At 42.6% G+C, this 25,666-nt stretch carries 11 protein-coding genes; 4 read left to right on the forward strand and 7 right to left on the reverse strand.

The genetic code is table 11. From position 1 onward, the window contains the following. Nucleotides 1-201 precede the first annotated feature (201 nt). Genes BM176_RS10285 through BM176_RS10310 form a run of 6 tightly spaced genes read right to left on the reverse strand, consistent with a single transcriptional unit; the run spans nucleotide 202 to nucleotide 11,645 of the window. Entirely contained in the window at nucleotides 202-1,011 is an 810-nt protein-coding gene (locus tag BM176_RS10285; protein ID WP_090102491.1) for a glycoside hydrolase family 16 protein, read from the reverse strand. Between the two features lie 3 nt (nucleotides 1,012-1,014). Next, nucleotides 1,015-2,088: a DUF5013 domain-containing protein gene (locus BM176_RS10290; RefSeq protein ID WP_177230359.1), complete on the reverse strand. Its 1,074-nt coding sequence runs from the start codon at nucleotides 2,086-2,088 to the stop codon at nucleotides 1,015-1,017. 17 nt (nucleotides 2,089-2,105) lie between these two features. Continuing rightward, on the reverse strand, nucleotides 2,106-3,794 hold the full coding sequence (locus tag BM176_RS10295) for a RagB/SusD family nutrient uptake outer membrane protein (protein ID WP_090102495.1): 1,689 nt from the start codon (nucleotides 3,792-3,794) through the stop codon (nucleotides 2,106-2,108). A gap of 20 nt (nucleotides 3,795-3,814) precedes the next feature. Continuing rightward, entirely contained in the window at nucleotides 3,815-6,649 is a 2,835-nt protein-coding gene (locus BM176_RS10300; RefSeq protein ID WP_090102498.1) for a SusC/RagA family TonB-linked outer membrane protein, read from the reverse strand. 21 nt (nucleotides 6,650-6,670) lie between these two features. Next, entirely contained in the window at nucleotides 6,671-8,350 is a 1,680-nt protein-coding gene (locus BM176_RS10305; RefSeq protein WP_177230360.1) for a RagB/SusD family nutrient uptake outer membrane protein, read from the reverse strand. Between the two features lie 19 nt (nucleotides 8,351-8,369). Then, the gene (locus BM176_RS10310) at nucleotides 8,370-11,645 is read right to left on the reverse strand and encodes a SusC/RagA family TonB-linked outer membrane protein (RefSeq protein WP_090102502.1); all 3,276 of its coding nucleotides are present in this window, start codon (nucleotides 11,643-11,645) and stop codon (nucleotides 8,370-8,372) included. Nucleotides 11,646-12,033: 388 nt separating this feature from the next. On the opposite strand from BM176_RS10310, the gene BM176_RS33105 reads away from it, so the two are divergent. Beyond that, nucleotides 12,034-12,111 carry an IS3 family transposase gene (locus BM176_RS33105; RefSeq protein ID WP_369823737.1) on the forward strand — a complete coding sequence of 26 codons (78 nt, stop codon included), beginning with the start codon at nucleotides 12,034-12,036 and terminating at the stop codon, nucleotides 12,109-12,111. Between the two features lie 82 nt (nucleotides 12,112-12,193). On the opposite strand, the gene BM176_RS10315 is transcribed toward BM176_RS33105, so the two are convergent. Next, a complete protein-coding gene (locus BM176_RS10315; RefSeq protein ID WP_090102504.1) occupies nucleotides 12,194-14,674 on the reverse strand; it encodes a glycoside hydrolase family 95 protein in 2,481 nt (826 codons plus the stop codon). 382 nt (nucleotides 14,675-15,056) lie between these two features. Between BM176_RS10315 and BM176_RS10320 the strand changes: the two genes are divergently transcribed. From BM176_RS10320 to BM176_RS10330, 3 genes are all read left to right on the forward strand, one after another. Continuing rightward, the gene (locus tag BM176_RS10320; RefSeq protein WP_143097778.1) at nucleotides 15,057-19,127 is read left to right on the forward strand and encodes a hybrid sensor histidine kinase/response regulator transcription factor; all 4,071 of its coding nucleotides are present in this window, start codon (nucleotides 15,057-15,059) and stop codon (nucleotides 19,125-19,127) included. A gap of 522 nt (nucleotides 19,128-19,649) precedes the next feature. Continuing rightward, entirely contained in the window at nucleotides 19,650-22,490 is a 2,841-nt protein-coding gene (locus tag BM176_RS10325) for a TIM-barrel domain-containing protein (protein ID WP_090103353.1), read from the forward strand. Nucleotides 22,491-22,562: 72 nt separating this feature from the next. Beyond that, on the forward strand, nucleotides 22,563-25,655 hold the full coding sequence (locus BM176_RS10330) for a SusC/RagA family TonB-linked outer membrane protein (protein WP_090102506.1): 3,093 nt from the start codon (nucleotides 22,563-22,565) through the stop codon (nucleotides 25,653-25,655). The last annotated feature ends 11 nt before the right edge of the window (nucleotides 25,656-25,666 follow it).

Here is a 25,666-nt window from a genome sequence, read left to right on the forward strand (position 1 = left end):
TACAGAAGTTTTCCCTTGTTCAATTACTTGCGACAATTGATCCTTAACAGAGAACCTCAAAAATAATTTGTGAGCCTGAGAATTACTTAAACTCCTCCTGATCTCCAAAAACAAAGAGCCTGCATCCTACTTATGGATACAGGCTTCTTGCATTCGTTATAACGCGCTTCTATTCAGAACAGAAAGCTACTCCTTCAGTGCCTATTGTTTTTGATACACTCTTACATAATCTATTTCAAAGCGCTTAGGAAATGTGGTATTACCCGGATCTCCTCCATTCATTCCTCCAATGGCAAGGTTCAATAACATGTAATGCGGTTGCATGAAAGGATTGATTCCTGTTCCATCTTTATTCTGCAATTTATTCAACTCCACCCTGTTCAGCAAGGTATCGTCTACAAACAAAGCAATCGCTTTTTCATCCCAATCCATACGCCATACATGAAACTTTGCGGCCCAGGCGGAATCTACCGGACGGGTATTACTATACCATTCGGCTTTATAAGCTTTGGATGTGCCACAGGCAATATTGGCCAGCAGCTTGCCCTTGTAATACTCCATGATATCGATCTCTCCATTAGAGGGCCATTGTCCCTTTTCTCCAAGTGTCCACCAGGCGGGCCATAAGCCCTGGTCGACAGGGATACGACCTCTCATTTCAAAACGTCCATACTTCCAGCTTTGCAGTCCTTCTGTTTTGATGGAAGCGGCTGTATATGTTATGAACGGACGGTTCTTACGCCAGTCGTGGCTACCTTCTACATAACCTGGATTGGGCATCTGTTCTTTACACGCTTCAATTACCAACATACCTTTTTCAATATGGGCATTGGCCAACTGATACCACTGCAATTCTTCATTACGGGCAAAGCCTGTCTCCGGCCGCCAGTTGGCTGGATCCGGAGCACCGTCCTTATTAAATTCATCGGCCCATACCAGTTTATACCTTTGTGCCGTACCAACATTTGTAATACACAATATCAATGTCAGCAACGTTAAACCTCTTATCATGCTTTATAAATGCTTTGGATAATTTAATAGTTTCACATTATTAATCTTAAATCCCTGTTGATCCTGGATATAGTCTACTACAAAACCAACTGTTACTTTTGTTTCTTCCGTTAAAGCAAACGTCACTTTAGGCGCTGTAAACAAAGTAGAATAGATTTCTGTATTACCTGATACATTACTATAGTCTGGAATAGTGTCTTTTCCTGGTGCTATCACAATATAAGCAGGATCTTTAGTTCCCTGCCAATTGAGATTGGAAACATCAAAAGTATAAGTACCGGCAGGCAAAGTCATTGTCTGGTAGATCTTACCGTTGTGAATAGCAGGAGATCCCCATCCCGATTCGAGATTCATAGTACCACCTGCATCGCTGGAGAATCCACCGTATCCAGTATGACTTTTGGCGGCAGTGTTGGCTGTCCAGTCGGCTAGTGTTCCCCAGCGGCCTCCGGAACTCATCTCTGCTGCAATGAAAGGAAGTCCTGCATTTTTCACATACGCCGCAGTGATATTTACAGAGGGTCCTATTACCAGTGCGTCCACATTTACAATCACGATAGTGGTGGCGAGTGACGGAGCTACTTCATATTTCCCTTTGCTGCGAATAGAAACTGCCAGCGCTAGTTTCTTTCCCGCATATTGATTTTCCTTGATCTGATTAATATCTACAGAAAGGTTAAATGTACCCTCACTCTTTCCTCCTGCTACTGCTATATCAGTTGGTAACGTGTACATAGAAGATGGCATTAGTAAAGTAGTGGTATCAAGAATGCCATTTGTAAGCAACTGATTAATCGTATCTGTGTTGGTAACAATATCTACCGAGAAAGCCTCGCTGGCCTGCATACCTGCACGTGAAACGCCCAGGATAATATTTATTTTCTTGTTCTCCTCATCCAGCTGATAATTATATGTGGAAGAATCGGTACCCGATGGAACGGTATAATTCGCATTGATTCCACCAGACATATTCACTGCCTGAGGCATGAAGATATTGGTAATACCATATTTGGTTTCTTCCTTATTACAGGCAAGAATGATAAAACATGTAATTAAGAACAGACATAACTTTTTCATACAACTCATTAAAAATGTTACCAATTTGGATTCTGTTTCAACACCCCTCCGGATTTGCTGATCTCCGACTGAGGGAATGGATAGTAATACATTTTGCGGGCATCAAATACCCTGTTCTCTACATTGAATACCTGGTAGGTAATCACCGGAGGTGCCAGCGTTACACGTACGCCCTGTATAGGAGCATTCAACGCTACCTCAGCATCTTTCCATCTGATCAGATCCCAATAACGGTAATCTTCAAATGCCAGTTCTATTCTGCGCTCATGCTTTAGTGCTGTTCTGAACTCATCGGCCCCTGCTGCTGTTATAGCCGGCATTGCCACACCGGGTCTGTTACGTACCATATTGATCGCTGCACGGGCTGTGAGAGCATAGCCATTGTCGTTATCCGGACCATATGCTTCATTCATTGCTTCTGCATATTCAAGCAATACTTCTCCATAACGGAATACTATCCATGCATGTACTACTTTTTGTGCCTGTACCAGATTCAAACCGTCATTCAGGAATTTCTTCAGATAATAACCGGTTCTACTGCTGTTGGTATTCGCCATATCATCTGTGCCACCCGCTGCTTCATTGATCGTCCGACCGTTCCAGGTGCTGTTGTTTGTAACGATGGAATAACCTAAACGGGGATCCCTGTTTGCATAAGGATTGGCAGGATCAGGTGTGCCTGTATATTCATAATCTGCCACCAGGTTATGTGAAGGAGTAACTCCACTCTTACCTCCTGATGTTGCAATAGGATAATTCTGTGTTTCAGGACTATTGGATGCGGGTTCACGGATAGCATAGATCGTTTCATTGCCGGTAACTGCATTATTCTGCAGGAAGTAATTCCTGTAGTCTGCTGCCAGACCGTATTGTCCGGCTCCCTGTGCAAACACTATCAGATCATGCGCGGCGGCGGCAGCTGCTTGCCATTTAGTAACATCTGAGGTAGTATTGTGTAAAGGACTGGCGGCATATAGTAATGCTCTTGCTTTAATTGCCAATGCTACCCCTTGTGTAAATCGACCGTCATAATTGGCGTAAGAAGAGGTTTTCCAGTTCGCTTGCAGACTGTCTTTATAAGTATCAACTTCTTTTACGATAAAGCTGATAATGCTATCATATGGTGTAGCTGGCAAATTCGTATTATCGGATGTGGACAATACTTTCGTAACTAATGGAACGCCACCATAACGTTTTGACAATTCAAAATAATACCAGGCACGGAGAATATGCGCTTCCCCGCGGAACCAGGCAATATTCTGAACATCATTATGATAATTGATTTTTTCAGCGGCTGAGATGGTATCCCTGCTCGTGCCTAAAATGGCTTTATACGCTACAGAATTTTCAATAAAATAATTAGCTGCTCTGATACCAGCATAATAGCTGCTGTAATAGTTATCCGGATTAGTGGTTGCATTCCAGCTTCCCTGGTTAAACAGCAATGCAATAGATGTTCCGGATGTTTGTTCAGCTTCGTCAGTTGCAGCTGCAAACAAATTAGCATCCAGTGTTAAAAAGCCGTCACGCAGATTAACGTAAGGGGCATTTGCGAAAACGAATAACGATACATAATTTGATTTAACTATTTCGTCTGTGGGAGAAGTATCAATTCTTGTTTCCAGAAAATCTTTCGAACAGGCAGATGCTAAACCTGCGGCTACTGCTATTAAAAGATAAGTGTATAATTTATGTCGACTAAGCATAGCGATTCGTTTTTTAATGATTAAAAACTAAGACTGAGACCACTGGTATATGATTTCAGACCGGGATAACCGGAAGGTGTTTCCGGATCAAGATTGTAATCCTTTAGCAGGCTGCTCCAGGTAACAGGATTTGTTGCACTGACAAAGATCCTGCACCGCGACAAGTGTAACCGGTTCAATAAAAGCTCTGGTAAAGAATATCCCAGTTCTATATTTCGGATCCTCAAAAAGTTATTTTTCTTTATCCAGAAGGTAGAGTATCTGTAATTATTAGTATTAGCCAATGTACTTAATCTTGGATAGGTAGCAGTACTCCTTGTATCTATTCCCTGATCTGGATAATATGCCCAGGCACCATCTGCAATAGCATAAGCGTTCGAATTATTCATAAAGGCCACCGATTGTGATGCAGAAAGCAGGTTATAATCTCCTCCTGCGGCACCCTGGAAAAAGATCTGGCAATCAAACCCTGCATAAGTAGCTCCTGCATTAAAAGAGTAATACAATGAAGGGAAATCCGGGTTACCGATTTTAGTGATATCGTTCTGATCTACATAACCGCTTTTGTCCATGTCCTTATACTTGATATCTCCCGGTTGAACAGCACCGAATGCAGGCACCGCTGATCCAGCTTTCAGCGTACCATCAGCGTTAAAGTCTTCCAGTTGGTAAAACCCATCGGCCACAAGCCCCATTGGAGTGCCAATGCCCAACCCGGTGGTTTTATTGAAATCGTTGACAGGTTTTACCTCTCCCCAGTAATCAATTTTATTTTTAGTATAAGATGCCATTGCTCCAATATTGTATCTAAATTTCCCCACCTTATCACTGAAATTAACTGAGAGATCAAAGCCTTTATTCGTTACCTTACCAATGTTCTTATACATGAACGATGTACCCAATGTAGCGAGGTAGGTATTGTTATCGTAGGTGATAATACCACCGCGTTTATCCATGAACATATCAGCTGTTACACTTAACTTATTAAAAAGCGTAGCGTCTATTCCTGCATTGTATTTAATACTATGTGCAGCAAAGATGTCCGGATTAGCAATATAACTGAGTGCATAACCCGCATTGCCTGTAAAACTATTATTCCCGGTATAGAATACGCCGTTATTATTATAGTATTGTTTATAAAGGTACCTGCCTGCATCAGATGTTTCATTACCGGTTTTACCTACAGATACTCTTATTTTAAGGAGATTTACAACAGGACTGTTCTGCATAAATTTCTCATTGGAAACGATCCATGCGGCAGAAACAGCGGGGTAAAATCCTTTGTTATGCCCTGGTGCAAAATTGTCTGATCCGCTGTAAGCAAATCCGAATTCAGCTACATAACGGTTGTTATAAACATAATGAATTCTTCCGCTCAGGTTAGTATAATGATGAAAGATGTTGTTACCTGTATTTACCCCCAATCCATTCAGACTGCCATTCCAGTCTTCAACGAAACTACTGGCAAAATAATTCACAGCAGCAGATACTGCATGAACACCAAAACTACGGTCGTAACCAGCTGTAAGATTCGCTTGTTTCCAGTCGTACTGACCTACCGGAGAGTTTCCACTGGCTGTGATATCTTTGGTAACGTCTGTAGTAGTTTGTACTCCATTATAAAAGCGTGCATAGGTAGCCGTTTTACTCGCAACGTTCCTGGTCCATGTATTAAAAGACACGGCTTCATTCAGATAAAGACCGGGTGTAATGAAATCAAACTTCTCTTTCAGGTTAAAGTTGGCCTGCAGAGTTCTGTCATGTGTGGAGATCCATCCCAATGCCCTGATAGAAGCAACCGGATTATTCGCATATATCGTAGTACCCGACCAGTTTCCACTTTCATCTTTCACAGGGTAAATATTAGAAGGATAAAGTGCCATATTACTCCAGAGGGTGGGTCCGTTATAACTAGGATAACGTCTGTCTTCAATACGTCCACCCAGATCCACTTTCGCTTCAAAGATCTTAAAGAAATTAAAGTCGAGATTAGAGCGGAGGTTAAAACGCTGGATCTGTGCATTGGAAGTAGATTCGCTGTTAGAGACATCGTACAGTCCCTGATCTTTCATGTAATCTACAATCACTCCATACATCGCAGTAGAATCCCCACCGCTGAATACAAGGTTGGCATCAGTGTAGGGAGTGCTTTTCTTCAATACTTCATCATACCAGTCTACATTGGTGCCGGTACCATTCTTATAAGCATCCAGTTGCGCATTTGAATATTTAGGTGCCCATATATATTGATTCCCGTTCACACCGTATCTATCATTACTGATAGCCTGATTATACAACCGTGCATAATCATAAGAGCCCAATGGTTTATTTATATTCATACCCTGTTGGATCCCGCTTCTTACCTGGAACTGTATTGTTGGTTTGCTATGCTGTCCCCTCTTAGTAATGATCCATAATACACCGTTTGCACCTCTCATACCGAAAGTAGCCAGGGCCGCTGCATCTTTCAATACAGAGACAGATGCTATTTCTGAAGATGACAGGTACTGAAAGTAATGCGATGTTACCTGGAAGCCATCTACATAAATGGTCATTTCCCTGTTATCATATGTACCCAATCCCCTGATCACCATGGAAGCATCATCGTAACCCGGTTCTCCGGTGCCCTGCAACACGGTTAATCCCGGCAGGCGACCATAAAGTGTATTGGTGATATTAGCGGCAGGTGTTTTATACAAATCGGCCCCTGTTACAGTAGAAACAGATGATGAAGACAAAGCCGGTTTCACTTTTAATAACGGGCCTGGCTCGTAGACAATAGTATCCTGTGCTCTTACTCCTGCAAAGGAAATAAGCGACAGGAATATAATAAATGAGAGTTCTCTGAAAGTCATTTTTAATATTTTTATATTAGATTAATAACCCGGATTCTGAATAAGTGTACCCTTATTGATCTCCGATTGCGGAAGAGGGTTCAGGTATTGGCGGGGAGCCCAGAAACCTTTGTATAATACACCATCTTCATAATCCGTATTACCCGTGAGCTTTCCACCCGTTTGGCTATTGAATTTCAATGCCCGGATATTACCGCCTATCAATCCATTTCCAATGTCGCTACGTTTCCAGTGTTTGATATCGTGTAACCAGTAATTTTCATCGAAGAATTCCACAGCCCATTCCCGCTGAATAATAGTACGCAGTGCTGCCTGATCTGTTTCAGTAATAGCAGGAAGGCCTGCACGCTGATGAACTCTGTTTAATTTTGCAAGTGCTTCTGCAGGCTGTCCCATTTCATTATATGCTTCAGCAGCATTCAGATAAAGTGCCGCAAGGCGAAAGATGGGAAACTCGAACCATGACCTGGTACCTGCTTTATAATAGAACTTCACGGGTACAGCACAAGCGTTCATCTGCCACTGAAAAAGTGCCTGGTTACTCCATGAATTATCGTTCGGGTTATTCCAGCTATCTATCTGCCACGCCTTAAAACATACTTTGAAGCGGGCCTCCATCTGTTGCATTTTGGTGAGATAATCTGCAAAATCAGTAGACGTAGTTGGCCATACCTGATTGGTACCATCTGCTTTATAATAAAATTCCAGGTAGTTTGTTGTTAGACCGTTGCCATACGCCTGCCAGTTGTGCATGTTATAAAAGGTATTCATACTGCCTGTTTCGTATTTGAATGCCAGTAGTACTTCTGCATTGGAAGGCGTTGAGGTGGCAGTGCCATAATCGTCCAACGGGTTGCCGGTATTTATAATTTTAGCCCCTCCATTGGTTTCTGCTTCCAGGATTCCTGCTTCTGCTGCAGTTGCTGCCTGCTGCCATCTGCCGGGATCACTGTTGCCGAGGCAAATAAGGCTGTTATTAGCCCCTAAATCCAAATATGGAGATCCCGTATTGAATAACGGGCGGGCGGCATATAAGAGCGCTTTTGACTTAATTGACAAAACTGCTGCTTTGGTCATCCTGCCTGTGAAGGTAGCTGGCCATTGAGAAGGCAATACAGCTGCTGATGCATCACACCAGGAGATGATAGAGTCCAGCACTTCAGTTAGCGGCGCACGGGGAATATTAAGGTCATCATTTACGGTCAGACTCTTACTCAGTATTGGTACTCCCCCATACATTATAAACATCTGTTCGTACCGGTAAGCCACCAGCGCCTGCATTTCTGCTTTTACGATAGCTTTATCTGTGGCAGACATATCAGTGACCTTATCAATATTTTCTTTCACCAGGTAAGCCTGACGGATAGCTGTGAAATTAAAAGCATATCCATCCATATCTTCTATATTGCCACTGGCAGTAAGACCGGTAGAAATAGCAATTCCATTGCCCCATGTCCAGCCAAAGCCGTAAGTGAGTGCGCCGGATATATTATCCTGCACCATAGAATTCCAGGATCCCTGGTAAGGCAGCCCCTGGCATAATGCCCGCTGGTATGCATTTGCAATGGCACTCTGCGCTTTTATAGTAGTTGAAAAAACGGAATCGGTTGTTGTACTGTTTGATATCGGTAACTGCAAAAAGTCTTTCTGACAGGCTCCTATAATCACACACAGTAATAATAAATAGGCAATACGTTTCATCACGTTGGATTTAATTTGATTAGAACTGGATGTTTGTTCCAAAATTGAATGTTTTGGTAAGCGGATAGATGTATCCCATACTGGACTTCCCATCGTCTGCCAGTTCCGGATCTATACCTTTCATTACCTGTTTACTCCAGGTGATGAGGTTATTGCCATTTGCATATATGCGGATACTGCTGATGTGCGCTCTTGCCAGCAATCTTCTGTTCTGCAGGGAATAACCTACTTCGAGATTTTTCAAACGCTTGAAATCGTTGGACTTCAACCAGAAATCACTGAACAGGTTATTAGGGCCTGAGCCGCTGAAAGAGAATTCAGGATAAGTGATTTTCTCTCCTTTAGCATATTTTTCTGCAGTCCAGTGTCCATCATAATAAGGTTGAAATACAGCGCCTACATTCTTTGCATAAGGCGTACTCAGGATATAACCTGATTGAGGGAAAGAGCCTTGTGAAGAACCGATGAACAATGCAGATACATCAAATCCTTTATAGGAAAAACCAAGTGACAGGTTAAAAGCTATACGTGGCAGATTAGAATACCCGATAGGCACCTGGTCTTTATTATCAATGATCCCATCTCCATTAATATCCTTATATCTTACATCTCCCAATCTTGCATTATTACCATTGGTATTATAAGGACGGTTATTTAATTCCTGCTGTGTATTGTAAAATCCATTGGTCACATATCCCTTATACTGCCCTATAGAATAACCCGTTTCATTCATCCAGGGATAAGCATATGGAGGCTCTGCCATGTATTCGATCTTATTCTTCGCATAAGAGAAATTACCTTTTAGAAAGTAGCTCACTTTACCGATCTGGTCTGCCCAGCCCAATTCAATTTCATATCCTTTATTACTTACTTTTCCTAAATTGGAAGGCGGTACACTCGAAGAGGGTACACCATAAGTAGCGGGAATCGTTTGTAATGTTACCAGGATATTATCCCTGTTTTCTTTGAACAAACTACCTGAAACGGATAATTTATCGTTGATAAAACGTAAATCTGCTGCAAGGTTCAGTTTCTTAGCTCTCTCCCAGGTTACTTCCTGGTTGCCCAAAGCTGTTTCTGTAGCACCACTGTAGAAAGGATTGGTACTGGAGCCATTACTATTTCCAAAATGATAACCATAACCGTTATACGCCCAGGAATTAGGCAGGTACAGATATCGTCTTTTGTTCATCTGGTCATTACCCACTTCTCCATAAGAGCCTCTGAATTTAACCCATGTAACCCATTTATTTTCCGGGAAGAAAGGTTCTTTGGATGCTACCCAACCCGCCGATACTGCCGGGAAATAACCAAAACGTTTAGAAGGTGCAAAGTTCTCCGTTCCATTTAAGCCCATGCTGAACTCTAATAAATATCGTTCGCTATAATTGTAGGTAACACGGCCTACCAGTCCCATTAAACCGGAAGGTGTATTATATGCCATATTGTTGGCGGTATATTTCTGAGCATTTCCTAACACCAGGGCTGAAACGTTATGATTACCAAAACTATGCTGGTAATCTATCGAAGCTTCTACATATACTTTACGCCAGGCACCGTTTCCCCAGTTATCAGAAGTATAATCGGGATCTAACTGACCACCGGTAAAAATAATGCTATTGGGATTTGCGGGATCGCGCATCGCACTATATTGAGGAATGCTTTTCAGTTTGTAGAATCCTTTTGTGTAGCTATCGTCATAAGCGATTTTACCATTGAGGTTCAGTCCTTCTGTGAGGTAATCCATCTGGTGTTTTAACGTTACCGTGCTTGTTAACGTAGTCAGGTATTCAGTTATCACACTGGAAGATAATAATGCAACAAATGGAGATTGTCCACTACCTCCTTTTCCTATCAATGGGTTAATACCATCTCCGGAAGTGCCTATATATCGGCTAACAAGATGCCCATCTACAATACCTGGCCCAACAAAGGGGCTGCTTTCAAAGATGCTCTGGATAATATTCTGATACCTGTCTCCCATATTGCTGGGGCCATAGCCGCCGGAAGGATATCTTGAAACAGATGATTGTCCGGCGAGATTCACACTAATCTGGAAATTCCGGAACACATCTATATCAAAATTAGAGCGGAAATTATAACGCTGATAGTTAGAATTGGTATTGGCATCTCCATAACTTGTATTCGCTAAGATACCCTGCTGATGGTAATAACCAAGGGAGGTAAAGTATTTTACTTTGTCAGATCCACCGGACACATTCAGGTTATACTGTTGTTGTTTTCCCTGTCCGCCAAATGTTTCTTTAAAATAATTATGACTGCCATAATATAATGCAGGACTGTTTTTCAATGTTGCTTTCTGATCGGCCGTTAAACCCACCAAAGCATCCACTTCGTTAGGCGTGTAATCCCTGTTATTCTTAAATTTCCAGAGTTCATCTTCAGTAAACAACAGGTTATCGTAACTGGTATTACCAGCAGCCCTTGCATTGTATACGCCTTCATTTCTAAACAGCGCATATTCATAAGAGTTCAGGATTGGCAAGAGCGAAGTAGCCTTCGTATAACCGCTGTTGGCAGAAAAACTAAACTTCGGTCTGTTTGTTTTTCCTCTTTTGGTAGTAACAATAATTACACCATTAGCTCCTCTGATACCATATACCGCAGTGGCAGAGGCATCTTTTAATATGCTGATACTTTCAATCTCATTCGCATCCATTGAATTCAATACAACGTAAGGTTGTTCCGCAGGTTGCTGTATTCCATCTATTACGATTAAGGGATCCTGTCCGTTCAGTGTGGCAATCCCCCTGATGCGTATAGTAGCGGCATTCTGTCCGGGTTCTCCGCTCGATTGTACTGCGCTGATACCCGAAGCACGACCTACCAGCATATTCGCAATATTGGATACAGGAGTTGAGATCAGTTCCCCTCCTGATACGGTAGATATCGCTCCTGTAACAGTAGGCGTTTTCTGTTTCCCATATCCTACTATCACCACTTCACCTAATGCTTTATCTTCTGACTGCATCACTACATTAATCAAACTCCTGCTACCAGTGTTGATTTCCTGATTCTTAAATCCGATAAATGAAAAAACAAGTGTAGTATTAGCCGGTACCGTTAATGAGTATTGACCATTTTCATCAGTTTTTGTTGCAACCCGGGGATTGGTTTTTACGTAAATGCTTACGCCTATTAAAATCTCCGAGCCTGAAGAGACAGTTCCCTTCACGGTGTTCCCCGGCGCCTGGGCATATACAGCCGCAGTGCCAAGGCTCAACAGGAGAAATAGTGTACACTTCACCCAATGGAGTAAAATTCGTTGAATCATGTTGAATCACTTTACAGTAGTTAGAAAATAGTTTAACATTAACAGACAGAAATAAGTATCCCTTAACCTCAGTTAAAGAGATTTGTGCTTTTAAATCATAACGTCCACCCTTATATTATGGAATCTTTCTTTTGCAATCCGGGAATGAGTAATCGATTACATAGTTTAACAAATAGGTATACAAATTTCTACAGAGAGGAAAGTTATTACTTCCGGCCCTAAGCCAATTTGCAGTTTTTAACAAGGTGTGACTGGATTTTAACTTTTTATTGTAAAATTGACATTTAATTAATTCTGTAGAACTACTAAACAGTTTTGTTCCAACATGTTATCTACCAGGGCGAATAAAACGTAAATAAAACGAGGTTGAAAGTCTTTAAATCCTGTTATGATCAAATACATTGACTATCATAACAATGATAAAATAAAACTAAAGTTAAACGGCTTGAGCCCAGTAAAATACTGAACTCAAGCCGCCTTAATTAACATAAATCTTGTGCACTTCATTTTGATACCGCACAACGATAATTACAATTGATAAATGGTTATTACCTGATTACTCTGTCTAATGTATACACACCGCCAGCTTTGGTTTGCAATGCGTATATAAAACTGTTATCCGGAGTTTTCGGCTTTACAGCTCCCAGCATTACATCCACGCCACCTTTCACACGCTGAGGAACACGCAGGAAACAGGTTCCATTTTTTGTAGCATGAATTGTTACACTGCTCAGCATTCCTTCTGCCCATTTTATATCAACGGTATAACCACCTGTGGCCAGTAATCCTTTTACTTCACCTGTTGACCAGTTATCAGGAATAGCAGGCAAAATCTGTAAGGTACCGGTCTGACTTTGCAGCAGCATCTGCGCAATACCTGAAGTACCTCCAAAATTACCGTCTATCTGAAATGGTGGATGCGCACAGAAAAGATTGGCGTAAGTACCACCTGCGTTATGATAATCAGTAGCAGTATTATCTGCAAGCGTTAACAATTCCTTCAGCAGTTTATATGCATGATTACCATCCAGTAATCTTGCCCAGGTATTGATCTTCCATGCTTTGCTCCATCCGGTACCGCCATCACCGCGGATTTCCAATGTACGTTTACAGGCAGCTGCCAACTCTGGTGTAGTAAGCGGAGAGATCTGGTTGCCCGGAAATAATGCAAAGAGATGAGAAATATGACGGTGTTCAGGATCTTCGCTATCCCAGTCTTTATACCACTCCTGCAGGTTACCTTTTTTACCTATTTTAAATGGATACAGGTTATCGAATGCCTGTTGTAATGTATCACGGAAAGCACGATCTGTTCCCAATACTTCACCTGCCTGGATCATATTGGAAAAAAGATCGCGGATAATAGACATATCCATCGTGCTGGCAACAGATACCGTTTCATGTTCACCTTTTTCTGTAATGAATTTATTTTCAGGAGATGTGGAAGGTGCTGTGATCAGGTAACCTGTGCTACTGTCTTTCACCAGCCAGCTCAGACAAAATTCAGCGGCAGACTTCATAATGGGATAAGCCGTATCCTTCAGAAATGCTTTATTGCCGGTGAACTGATAGTGTTGCCACAGGAACTGGCAGAGCCAGTTACCTCCCATCATCCAGTTGGCCCACATAGGATCTCCTTTACCAAGATCTCCTACCGGATTGGACAATGCCCATATATCAGTGTTATGATGTGCTACCCAGCCTCTTGCATTGTAGAAATTACGGGCAGTCTGTTTACCAGTAATGGACAATTCTTTCATTAACTGATACAGAGGCCGCTGCATTTCCATCAGGTTACACTCCTCTGCCGGCCAGTAGTTCATTTGTGTATTAATGTTGATGGTGTAGTTAGAACTCCAGGGAGCACGCAGCTCTTTATTCCACAGGCCCTGCAGATTAGCAGGCGCGCTGTTTGTACGGGAACAGGAGATAAGCAGGTAACGGCCGTACTGGAAGTACAATGTTTCCAGAGAGACATCCTGGCCACCGGCAGTATACTTGCGTAAGCGCTCATCCATTGGCAGTTGTGTCATATCATTGCCTGCCAGAGTGAACTTAACACGGTTAAAGAAATGAAAGTAATCCTGCTGATGCCGTTTGCGTAGATCGTCAAAACTGCGGAGTGCGGCCTTTTGCAGGGCATTTACCGCCAATGCCGTTTCGTTCACCCCATTGCTGTCCGGGCATTTATCAAAGCCATTGAAGCTGGTCGCAGCAGATACAAGTACTGTTACCTCCGTAGCATTGCTGACAGTAATACCAGCTGTATCTGTTTTTACACTTCCATCTTTTGCAAGTGCACGCATGCGCAATTCAAAACGCATTCCTTTGCAACTGCCCGCTTCTTCATAAATGATAGGTTCCTTATTAGAATTGGAGTAACTCGGATCTACCTGTGAAGGGGCTTTTCCTTTCATCGCTATCTCATATTTACCTGCAATGGTGTTATGTGCTCTCAGCTGACTGGAAGGGTGAATCGTAAAATTCAGTTTCCCTTTCTGACTGGCCTTCAAGCGGATCACAATCACCTGATCAGGTGCAGAAATGAACATCTCGCGGGTATATACTACTCCCCCGCTGGTAAAACGGGTGGTAGCCGATGCATTCGAAATGTCCAGGTCACGATAATACTCTTTTGTTTCACCAACCAGCTGTTGGCTGATATGCAGATCTCCCAGCGGCAGGAACGACTGTGAATAAACGCCCTGCATTTTATGCAACAGGCTATCTGCTTTGTGGTATTGCTGATGAGACAACGCTTCCCTTACTGCCGGCAGGTATCTGGCCGCATCCGGGTTTACGTTCTTGCTTACCGGACCGCCGGACCATAAAGTAGCATCATTCAGCTGAATCAGTTCTTCATTGACACCGCCAAATACCATGGCACCTAAGCGACCATTACCTAAAGGCAGGGCTTGGGTCCATTGGGTAGCGGGTTTATTGTACCAGAGTTTCAAATTATTAACCGGCTGTTGAGCACGGGAGATACCTGTAACAAGTAGAGATAAAACAACAAATCTTAATCGCATGATTTAAATTATATAGTCGGGTCTAAAATATCCATAATAAATTATGTTTTCACTATTAATTATACCGGGCGCAAACGATTGCGGAAAAAATAATGCTATACCTTTGGTTATCCCTTTAGGGGGTATTACATTTGTCCTGGTTTTTATGGTGAATAACTCCAAATGAGAGGAATGCATCCCACAATCTTACTAATATCAATAATTTAATAAATAAATCATTGCTAAACTTTTTATGGACCTGAGTACCATAACGTGGAATTTTAGTACAGAGGTCGAATTCTTTCGACCTTTCTTTTTTTATTTATATTAGCAGTTCAGACATTAAATTACAGCACTCTACCGTATTAATCAAGTGAACAATGAGTGTTACTGAAGCTGATCCATGATCAAGAGAATATTATTACTTATCCTATTGGGTTGTTTGCCTGTATTGCTGCTAATGGCGCAACCATTACAGTCGCAGTACCAGTTTACAAGGATAGATATAACCCAGGGGCTTTCTGCAAACCAGGTGAACGCTATCCTGAAAGACAGGCTGGGCTTTATGTGGTTTGGCACCATGTCTGGCCTGAACCGGTATGACGGCTATACCTTTAAGGTATTCCGGCAGGACATCCGCGATACAGCCACTCTTTCCGATAATTTCATTACCCGGCTGGCAGAAGGTCCGGATGGACTGATATGGGTTACCCACCGTAACGGGCAGAATGTATATAATCCATCTACCGGAAAGTTTCAGCGGCATCCCAGGAACATCATGAAAAAATGGGGCATTCCGGGAGATTCAATCAGTAATATCATGACGGACCGGCAAGGCAATAGCTGGTTCATTATACCAGATTCGGGACTTTTCTGTTATGTACCTTCTGCTAAACACGCAACTCCATTTACTCACAATGCAGATCCCAATAGTCCGCAAACGAATGCTGTTGCCTGCATGGTACAGGATTCTTCGGGCAACTACTGGCTACTTCATACCAATGGGGTGCTGGAAAGAGTAGATGAAAAGCATCGTAAAGTCACTTACCGTACCCATATGCCGGAACAACCCGGTAGTAGAAGTTTGCAGAATTATGAAATGATAGCAGACTCCGATGGTGACCTATGGATCTATAGTAACAGCGATGTACAGGGGATCTATTGCTTTAATCTCAATAGGGGATTCACCCACTACGATCAGAACAGCAGCCCCTTACGGCTGGATAATAATATTGTAAGAGGGGTTGTACAGGATAACCAGGGACTGATATGGATAGGCACCGATCATGGCGGCATGAACGTGATAAATAAACGCCTTCCCGCTATGCAATACCTCGTAAATGACAATGAAAATGCGAAGAGCCTCAGTCAGAATAGCATCAATGCGCTTTACCGGGATAATTCAGGTATTATTTGGATAGGCACCTATAAAAGAGGCCTTTGTTATTACCATGAGAATATCGTCAAATTTCCACTCTATCAACACCAGGTATTTACAGGTACCGGACTCCCCTATGATGACGTGAACCGCTTTGCAGAAGATGCAAAAGGCAACCTTTGGATTGGTACCAACGGTGGTGGTCTGATCTATTTTGACCGCACCCGCAATACCTATAAACAATACCTGCATGATACTCACAACCCGAATAGTCCCAGTAGCAATGTAATTGTGAGCCTGTGGATCGACCATACAGGTAAGTTATGGATAGGTTCTTACTTTGGCGGATTAGACTGCTTTGATGGTCAGCGTTTCATCCACTACCGTCATGATCCGGACAATCCTGCCAGTCTGAGCGACAACAACGTTTGGGAGATATTTGAAGACAGCAGGCAACAACTATGGATAGGTACCCTCACCGGCGGATTGAACCTGCTTGACCGCAATACGAATGAATTCCGTCATTTCCTTAAAGGCATGCCTAATTCCATCCGCTCTGCATATGTTTCCGCATTGCTGGAGGACAAACAACATAACTTATGGATAGGTACTTCAGATGGTATAGACATCCGTGACAGCAGCGGGCATTTCACCCACTATGATAATGACAGGATCAGCAACCGTAATGTAATCTGCCTGTTTCAAGATAGTCGCGGGCTCATATGGATAGGCACCCGTGAAGGGCTTAATCTCTTCGATCCTTACACAAAAAAGTTCCGCGTTTTCCGGAAGGAAGATGGGCTACCCGATAATATAGTACTGAACATCCTGGAAGATAAGGACCATACCTTATGGATGAGTACCGCCAATGGCCTTTCTAACCTCAGCATAAGTGAAAAACAATACCAGTTCAAGAACTATGATGAATCTGATGGGTTGCAGGGCCGGGAGTTCAATGAAAATGCAGCGCTGAAAACCAGTCATGGGGAATTGATTTTTGGCGGAGGAAACGGGTTCAACCTCTTTTACCCGCATACCATTGCTGTGAATCATAACGTTCCGCCGGTAGTACTGACTGACTTCCAAATCTTTAACAAGAGTATGGAACCCGGTGAAGCCATCAATGGAAGGACACTCTTATCGCAATCCATTTCGAATACAAAAGAAATCACGCTGAAATACCGGGAAAATGTATTCTCCATTTCATTTGCAGCCCTGAATTACTTCCATCCGGAAAAGAACCAGTATATGTATATGCTGGAAGGATTCAATAATGAATGGCTAACGACAGATGGAAAGCAGCGCATGGCAACTTATACCAACCTGGATCCCGGCGATTATATCTTCAGGGTAAAGGCTTCCAATAATGATGGTATCTGGACAAAACAACCACTGGAATTACATATTAAGATCCTGCCTCCTTTCTGGCGTACACCACTGGCTTTCGTGCTGTATTTTCTATCAATACTGGGCGCCCTTTGGCTTGCCCGGCGGCTGATCCTGGAAAGGGAGCGGTTACGTTCACGCATTGAACAGGAACGGCAGGAAGCACAACGTATGCATGAACTCGATAGCCTGAAGATCCGGTTCTTCACCAATATCAGTCATGAGTTCCGGACCCCACTAAGTCTGATCATCACCCCTCTGGAAAAGATCATAAAAAAAGACCTGGAAAGCGGGTTACAGCAACAACTGGTATTGGTACAACGAAATGCCCGCCGACTGCTGAACCTGGTAAACCAGCTGCTGGACTTCCGTAAAATGGAGGCGCAGGAAATAAAGTTATATCCCACACAGGGGGATATCGTAACGTTTATAAAAGAACTAACCGCTTCTTTCTCTGATTTGTCTGAAAAGAAACAGATCCACCTGGATTTTCATAGTAATGTGAGCACACTGTCAATGTTATACGATCCGGATAAAATTGAGAAGATCATCTTTAACCTGTTAAGCAATGCTTTCAAGTTTACACCGGAACATGGCAATATATCTGTAGACCTCCAGTTGCAAAATCCGGAACTACTGGCTATTATGGTGAAAGATAACGGCATAGGTATTCCATTGGAACAACAGGAAAGGATCTTTGAACGGTTTTTCCAGCATGACATCCCGGGATCGCTGGTGAACCAGGGAAGCGGAATTGGTTTAAGTATTACCCATGAGTTTGTGAAATTACATGGCGGTAACATCAGCGTAGACAGTGCTCCGGAAATGGGCAGTTGTTTTACAATCTTATTGCCCATAATCTCTCCTGAAGATCAACCGCTGGTTACAGATCCGGTAAGGACAACTATAATGACAGCTAAACCGGCGGCGATCAGGCCGGAATACACTGGTAAGAAACCCGTTATCCTGTTAATAGAAGATAGCGAGGATTTCCGTTTTTACCTGAAGGATAACCTGGGATTACATTACCATATTATAGATGCGTCTAACGGTCTGGCCGGATGGAATATCCTGCAGCATACTATCCCTAACCTTGTAGTTAGCGATGTGAATATGCCTGAAATGGACGGACTGGAGCTCTGCCGCCGTATCCGGCAGCAACCCCGGATTGCCCATCTGCCGGTAATCCTGCTCACTGCACGTGCTGCAGAAGAGGATCAGCTGGAAGCACTTGATAATGGCGCAACCGATTACATTACCAAGCCATTTAACTTTGAGATGTTACTATCCCGCATACGTAACATTATCTCTCAACAGGTATCTCTAAAAAACACCTTTAAGCAGCATATAGACGCTCATCCGAAAGAAATAGCTATCTCATCCCAGGATGAACAATTTATTGAAAATGCCCTGCGTATTGTGGAAAAGAACATCTCTAATCCAGACTTCTCTGTAGAGGAGTTAAGCAGGGAGTTACATATGAGCAGGGTATCGGCTTACAAGAAGTTAATTCAGCTCACCGGCAAGCCTCCTATCGAATTTATCCGTTCCATCCGCCTTAAACGGGCGGCCCAGTTACTCGAAAAAAGCCAGATGACCGTTGCAGAAGTGGCTTATGAAGTAGGATTTAACAATCCTAAGTACTTTACCAAGTACTTTAAGCTGGAATACAACTTACTCCCATCCGCTTACAGGGGAAAAAGCGAATAAACTATCACTTTTTATAAAAAAACAGGCTTCAGAGGTTATACTTCTGAAGCCTGCTTTTTTATAATCACCTCATATTCAATCATCAACATATAAATCATCATACATAATTCTCATCTAAAACATATCTAAACCTGCTATGGTAGTACTCTGTAAGTGGTATAAGCCTTATATAAGCCATATTCTAGTCTTATTTTAGTCTTATATAACTCTTATCTATTAAGATAAGGCTTATATAAGACTAAAAACTAGTTTTAAACTAGTTTATATCTGGTAAATTCCACAGATTAGGTACTTATAGGATACTATCTTCAATGCTGTAAACATTCTTCATACAAGTCCTTATCAAATCATCCCCTTGTTCTTATCAAATCATCCCTATACATTACAATTCCCTTAACATTTGCACCCCTAATCTAAAACATACCCTTACCCTCGGTCTTGAGCCACTCCGCTACATTTGTCAGTACACGTTAAAACAATTACACCCTTAAAAGAGGGACTGCTAAGAACAATTCCATGTATATGAAGAAAAAGAGACTCTTCCCGCTTGTGTTATTCACGCTATGCATACAATTTTGTTATGCAGGTCATATTGAAAGGTTGAAAGATGGTTTACTGATCAGGTTGGATCAACCAACTGCCGGTGGAGTAAAACAGGTAAAGCTGCAGGTAATCACAGATAAGATTATACGGGTAACTGCCAGTGCAAATGATTCAATATCAGCAACTCCCAGTTTAATAGCTATCGTAACAGGTGCTCCCGATGTAAAATGGACATCTGAAGAGAAAGATAATAAGGTAACATTGAAGACCGGTGAACTGACAGCGACTGTCAATCTGGGAACAGGGGAAGTCCTTTTCACAGATAAGGCTGGCAATATCATTTTACAGGAGAAGAAAGGCGGTGGTAAAACCTTTACCCCGGAAAATATAGACGGGCATCCGCTGTATAAGGTCCAACAGGTATTTGAATCGCCGGCAGGAGAAGCCTTTTACGGATTAGGACAGCATCAGACCGGCCTTATGAACTATAAAGACCAGGATGTAGACCTTACACAGTACAATTCTGTTGCTGTGGTACCTTTCCTGGTGTCCAGCCGTCATTATGGAATTTTGTGGGATAACTACTCCATTACCCGCTTTGGCGACGACAGGAAATACGAAGAACTGGGCAAACTGCTCTTGTATAATAAAGAAGGTAAACCGGAAGGACTGACCGCTACCTATGCATTCAGGAAGAAACCGGACAGCATCTTTGTAAAACGCAATGAAAACAAAATAGACTATACGTTTATTCCATCCCTTAAGGATATCCCCGCCGGTTACCCGATGGCTAAAGGCATCATCACCTGGGAAGGGAGTATTTCTCCTTTGACCGACGGACTGCAAAAATTTTATATCACTTCTTCAGGTTACATCAAGATTTGGATCGACGGACAATTAATGCTGGACAAATGGAGGGAAGGTTGGAATCCTGGTCCTTCCGTGTTCCAGCATCAGTTGTTTAAAGCCCGTAAGCACGCTATTAAGGTAGAATGGATCCCAGAGTCCGATCAGGCATTTATCTCCCTGAAACAGCTCTCTCCTACCCCGGAAACACTGCATAACAAAATTGCGCTGACCTCCGAAGCCGGTGAAAAGATCGATTACTATTTTGTATACGGCAATAATACAGACGAAGTGATTGGCGGCTACCGTACCATTACCGGTGCTGCTACTATTGTTCCTAAATGGGCGCTAGGTTACTGGCAGAGCCGCGAACGGTATAAAACCCAACGTGAAGTGATCAGTACCGTACAGGCTTTCCGCAAAAAGAACATTCCACTGGATAATATCGTAATGGACTGGTCTTACTGGAAACAGGATGCCTGGGGTAGCCAGGAATTTGATCCAGCACGTTTTCCGGATGCAAAAGGCATGATAGATTCCCTGCACAGTATCTATCATACCCACTTCATGATCTCTGCATGGCCAAAATTCTATAAAGACATCGACAACTATAAATTATTCGACAATAAAGGTTGGTTGTACAAACAAAATATTAAAGACGGGCAGAAAGACTGGATAGGAAATGGTTATGTATCTACTTTCTACGATGCCTTTAATCCTGATGCCCGGAAATTGTTCTGGAGCCTGCTAAGCAAACACCTGTTCAGTAAAGGTGTGGATGCATGGTGGCTGGATGCAACAGAACCGGATATCTATTCCAATTCAACGATAGAACATCGTAAAGAACTGATGAACCCGACAGCGCTTGGATCATCTACACAATATTTCAATCCTTATGCGCTGCAGAATGCCAAAGGTATTTATGAAGGACAGCGGAAAGAAAATCCTGATCAGCGCGTATTTATTTTAACACGCTCTGCTTTTGCAGGGATCCAGCATTATGGAGCAGCTACCTGGAGCGGAGACATCGCTTCCCGCTTTGATGAGCTGGCCCGGCAGATCCCCGCAGGACTAAATTTTAGTTTATCCGGATTACCGTACTGGACTACAGATATCGGAGGTTTTTATGTTGAAGATAAATATGATCAGCCTGATCCTAAGGGAGCTGACTTACAGGAATGGAGAGAACTTAATACCCGCTGGTTTCAGTATGGCGCGTTTTGCCCATTGTTCCGTTCACATGGTCAATATCCATACAGGGAGCCATTTAACATTGCTCCGGAAAACAGTCAGGAATTCAAATCAATGCTGTACTACGATCAGCTGAGATATCGTTTAATGCCTTATATTTATTCCCTTGCGGGACATGCATACCATGATGGTTACACACTGATGCGTGGATTGATCATGGATTTCGATAAGGATACTACCGTACAGCATATTGGCGACCAGTTTATGTTTGGTCCGTCGTTACTGGTAAACCCGGTGTACACTTATAAAGCCCGCAGTCGTAAACTATACCTTCCGGCAAATACCGGCTGGTACAATATTTATAACGGACAATACACTGAAGGAGGCAAATACATCACTGCTGATGCACCACTCGACAGAATGCCGCTTTATGTAAAAGCAGGTAGTATTATCCCTATTGGCCCGGCGCTGCAATATACTTCACAGCTGCCTGCCGATACCATTACCTTATTCGTATATACCGGTAGCAATGGAAAATTCAGTCTTTATGAAGACGAAGGGGTGAACTATAATTATGAAAAGGGCCAATTCAGTACTATTTCCTTTAATTATAACGAAGCCAGCAAAACGCTTACAATAGGCAAAAGGGAAGGCAGCTTCCCCGGCATGTTGAAGCAGCGGAGCTTCCGTGTGGTAAAAGCAAATGGAGCAGGACTAAATTTCGATACTAAAAACGGAAAATTAATCAGCTATACCGGAGAAGAACAAAATATTCCACTTTAAGGGTACATCTAACATTACAAAACACACTATTGAACATTGGAAATTCCATCGTCTAACAAACACGCTAACATTATGAAAACTGCTTACAAAATCAGAGATTTTGTGACTGCCGGCATGATGCCAGGATTGCTGATCACATTGTTGCTTTCAGGCAACATGGTATCTGCACAATCTGCCAAACATGCGCTGACAGGCAAGATAACAGAAGCTGGTACAAACACTCCTTTACCCGGTGCCAGCGTACGTGTAAAAGGGACTAACACCGGAGCTGCCACAGATGCTGCCGGAGCTTTTAAACTCGAAGTGAGCGATACAGATTCACTGGAAATAACATTGGTAGGATTTACAAAACAGGTAATATCTGTAAAAGGTAAAACCACCCTTTCCGTTTCAATGTCTGAAGGATCTACCGGTTTGAATGAATTGATCGTAGTAGGTTATGGTGCGGAAAAGAAGAAACTGGTTACGGGCGCAATAGACCACGTAAATACAAAACAACTTGAACAGAATCATACACTGCAGGTAGATCAGGCATTACAGGGACAAACACCTGGTGTACAGATCACCTCCAATTCCGCACAACCAGGCGAAGCTATGAAAGTGAGGATTCGTGGTGCTGGTACGGTTGCGAATGCAAATCCTCTTTACATTGTAGATGGCGTGCCGGTAAATGATGTTGGCTACCTCAACGCTACAGATATTGCTTCCATTGATGTACTGAAGGATGCAGCTTCTGCTGCTATCTACGGTTCCAGAGCCGGCAATGGTGCTATATTAATTACTACCAAAAGAGGCCATCCAGGTACCACCCAGTTATCTTATGATGCTTATTATGGCATACAAAATCCTGCACATAAAGTATCCCTCTTGAATGCGCATGATTACGGTGTAATCATGAATGAAATGGCTATCAACTCAGGAACCCCTACTTATTTTTCTGTGGATTCAATAAACAAGCTGGGTAAGGGTACCGACTGGCAGGAAGAAATGTATAACAAAAGAGCGCCAATACAGAATCATACACTGAGCATGTCTGGTGGCAATGATATATCCATCTACTCTGCGTCTATAGCATATACCAAACAGGAAGGTATTCTTGGATTCAAGAACCAGTCGATGTATGACCGTATTTCCTTCCGTATGAACTCCGAGCATAAAATGTATAAGGATATCATCACGTTTGGAGAAAACCTGACCTTTGCACAGTCTAATAAAAGAGGTGTAGCAGTTGGTAATATTTACAGTAACGCATTCCACTCTGCATTCATCGTAAGTCCACTCTTCCCTGCATATAATGCGGATGGCACCTATGGCAAATCGTCTTTCAATCCGGAAGAAGCCAACCCGGTAGCTGCTATGTACTACCAGAATCAGAATAAAGTGAAAACAAACCGGCTGGTGAGTGATGCTTATTTACAGGCAGAACCCATTAAAGGATTAAAACTGCGCAGTGATTTTGGTGTGGACCTTAGTTATACAGACGACCGGAGTTACCTTCCGCTGTACGACCTTGCGCTGGCTGTATATAATAAACATTCCCAGGCGAACCAGGGTATCTACCAGTCATTTACATGGAACTGGGATAATACTATCAGCTACCAGCGCTCTTTTGGCAAACATAATTTTACTGCGCTGGCAGGTATGAACTCAAACAAACAAAAAGCCAGTTTCCTGCGTGGTTACAAACAGGATCTTACTAAAGAAGGGCTGGATAATGCTGTTATTAACAATGGTACTACCGACTCTACCCAACGGATCTATGGTTCTGACAGTACTGCTACATTGGTTTCTTACTTTGGACGTATCAGTTACAACTATGCAGAAAAGTATTTATTCACTGCTATTATCCGGTCTGATGCATCTTCCAGATTCGGTCCAAATAACCGGACAGGATATTTCCCATCTTTTTCACTTGGATGGGTACCTACCAATGAGAAATTTTTCCATGTTTCCTGGTTGCCTTATCTGAAGGTACGTGCCGGTTGGGGACAAAACGGTAATCTGCCAATACCTTACAGCCAATACCTTTCCACTATCTCCACACAATTCCTCGGTTATTACTTCGGAGCTGGAGAAAATGCAACCGTGGGAGCAGCACCTATACGTATATCAAATCCTGATCTGAAATGGGAAACATCAGAACAGGCAAACGTTGGTATTGATGCCCAATTATTTAGGGATTTCAGTTTAACCGTGGACATATATCGTAAAACAACCAAAGACTGGCTGGTGGCAGTAAATACGCCTGCTATCTCCGGTTCCAGTTCTACACTGATCAATGGTGGAGATGTACGTAACCAGGGTGTGGAAGTTGCATTAGGATATGATCATAATTTTAATGGTCTCACAGTAGGTGTGAACGCGAATATGGGAATGAACCGTAATGAGATAACAGATATTCCAAATCCTGAAAAGATCATTAACGGAGATGGAGGAGTAACATTCGCAAGTATGCCGGAGTTTTACCGCGCACAGAAAGGTTACCCTATGGGATACTTTTATGGATATAAAACAGCTGGCATTTTCCAGAATGACAATGAAATAGCTACCTATGTTGGTAAAGACGGATCTAAGATCCAGCCGAATGCCCAACCGGGAGATGTACGTTTCAAAGATCTGAATGGCGACGGCGTAATTGACAGTAAAGATGAAACACAGATCGGTAATCCTTATCCTAAATTCACTTATGGATTAAGCGTAAATCTGGGTTATAAAGGATTTGACTTCTCTATGGCACTGTATGGTAACTATGGCAACCAGGTATGGGATGGTACACATGATTTTTCCAGACCTCTCAGCAATTACACAACGGAAATACTGGGCCGCTGGACAGGAGAAGGAACTTCTAACCGTATTCCCCGTGTAACTGATGGTGCTGAACTGAATCAAAACTGGATCCGTTCATCCGATCTATATGTACACAATGCTTCTTTCTTACGTGTAAAGAGTCTTAACCTGGGTTACGATTTCAAAAAAGTATTTCACAATTTACCATTACAGCAGTTGAGGTTATATGTTTCCGGCACCAATCTGTTCACATTTACAAAGTATAAAGGAATAGATCCGGAAGTGGGTTATGGTCCATCCGGCTGGGCTTCAGGGATAGACCTGGGTTCTTATCCGCAACCTAAAACAGTGCTGGTAGGCGTGAACGTTAAACTCTAACACGGTAAATC

The organism is Chitinophaga sp. CF118 (genome assembly GCF_900112615.1).
GTDB lineage: Bacteria > Bacteroidota > Bacteroidia > Chitinophagales > Chitinophagaceae > Chitinophaga.

Bases quoted from the DNA above. Each gene is read 5' to 3' on its own strand.
- BM176_RS10330 (WP_090102506.1), top strand. From the start codon at position 22,563: ATGAAAACTGCTTACAAAATCAGAGATTTTGTGACTGCCGGCATGATG.
- BM176_RS10320 (WP_143097778.1), top strand. From the start codon at position 15,057: ATGATCAAGAGAATATTATTACTTATCCTATTGGGTTGTTTGCCTGTA.
- BM176_RS10295 (WP_090102495.1), bottom strand. From the start codon at position 3,794: ATGCTTAGTCGACATAAATTATACACTTATCTTTTAATAGCAGTAGCC.
- BM176_RS10315 (WP_090102504.1), bottom strand. From the start codon at position 14,674: ATGCGATTAAGATTTGTTGTTTTATCTCTACTTGTTACAGGTATCTCC.
- BM176_RS10325 (WP_090103353.1), top strand. From the start codon at position 19,650: ATGAAGAAAAAGAGACTCTTCCCGCTTGTGTTATTCACGCTATGCATA.
- BM176_RS10285 (WP_090102491.1), bottom strand. From the start codon at position 1,011: ATGATAAGAGGTTTAACGTTGCTGACATTGATATTGTGTATTACAAAT.
- BM176_RS10300 (WP_090102498.1), bottom strand. From the start codon at position 6,649: ATGACTTTCAGAGAACTCTCATTTATTATATTCCTGTCGCTTATTTCC.
- BM176_RS10305 (WP_177230360.1), bottom strand. From the start codon at position 8,350: ATGAAACGTATTGCCTATTTATTATTACTGTGTGTGATTATAGGAGCC.
- BM176_RS33105 (WP_369823737.1), top strand. From the start codon at position 12,034: ATGATCAAATACATTGACTATCATAACAATGATAAAATAAAACTAAAG.
- BM176_RS10290 (WP_177230359.1), bottom strand. From the start codon at position 2,088: ATGAAAAAGTTATGTCTGTTCTTAATTACATGTTTTATCATTCTTGCC.
- BM176_RS10310 (WP_090102502.1), bottom strand. From the start codon at position 11,645: ATGATTCAACGAATTTTACTCCATTGGGTGAAGTGTACACTATTTCTC.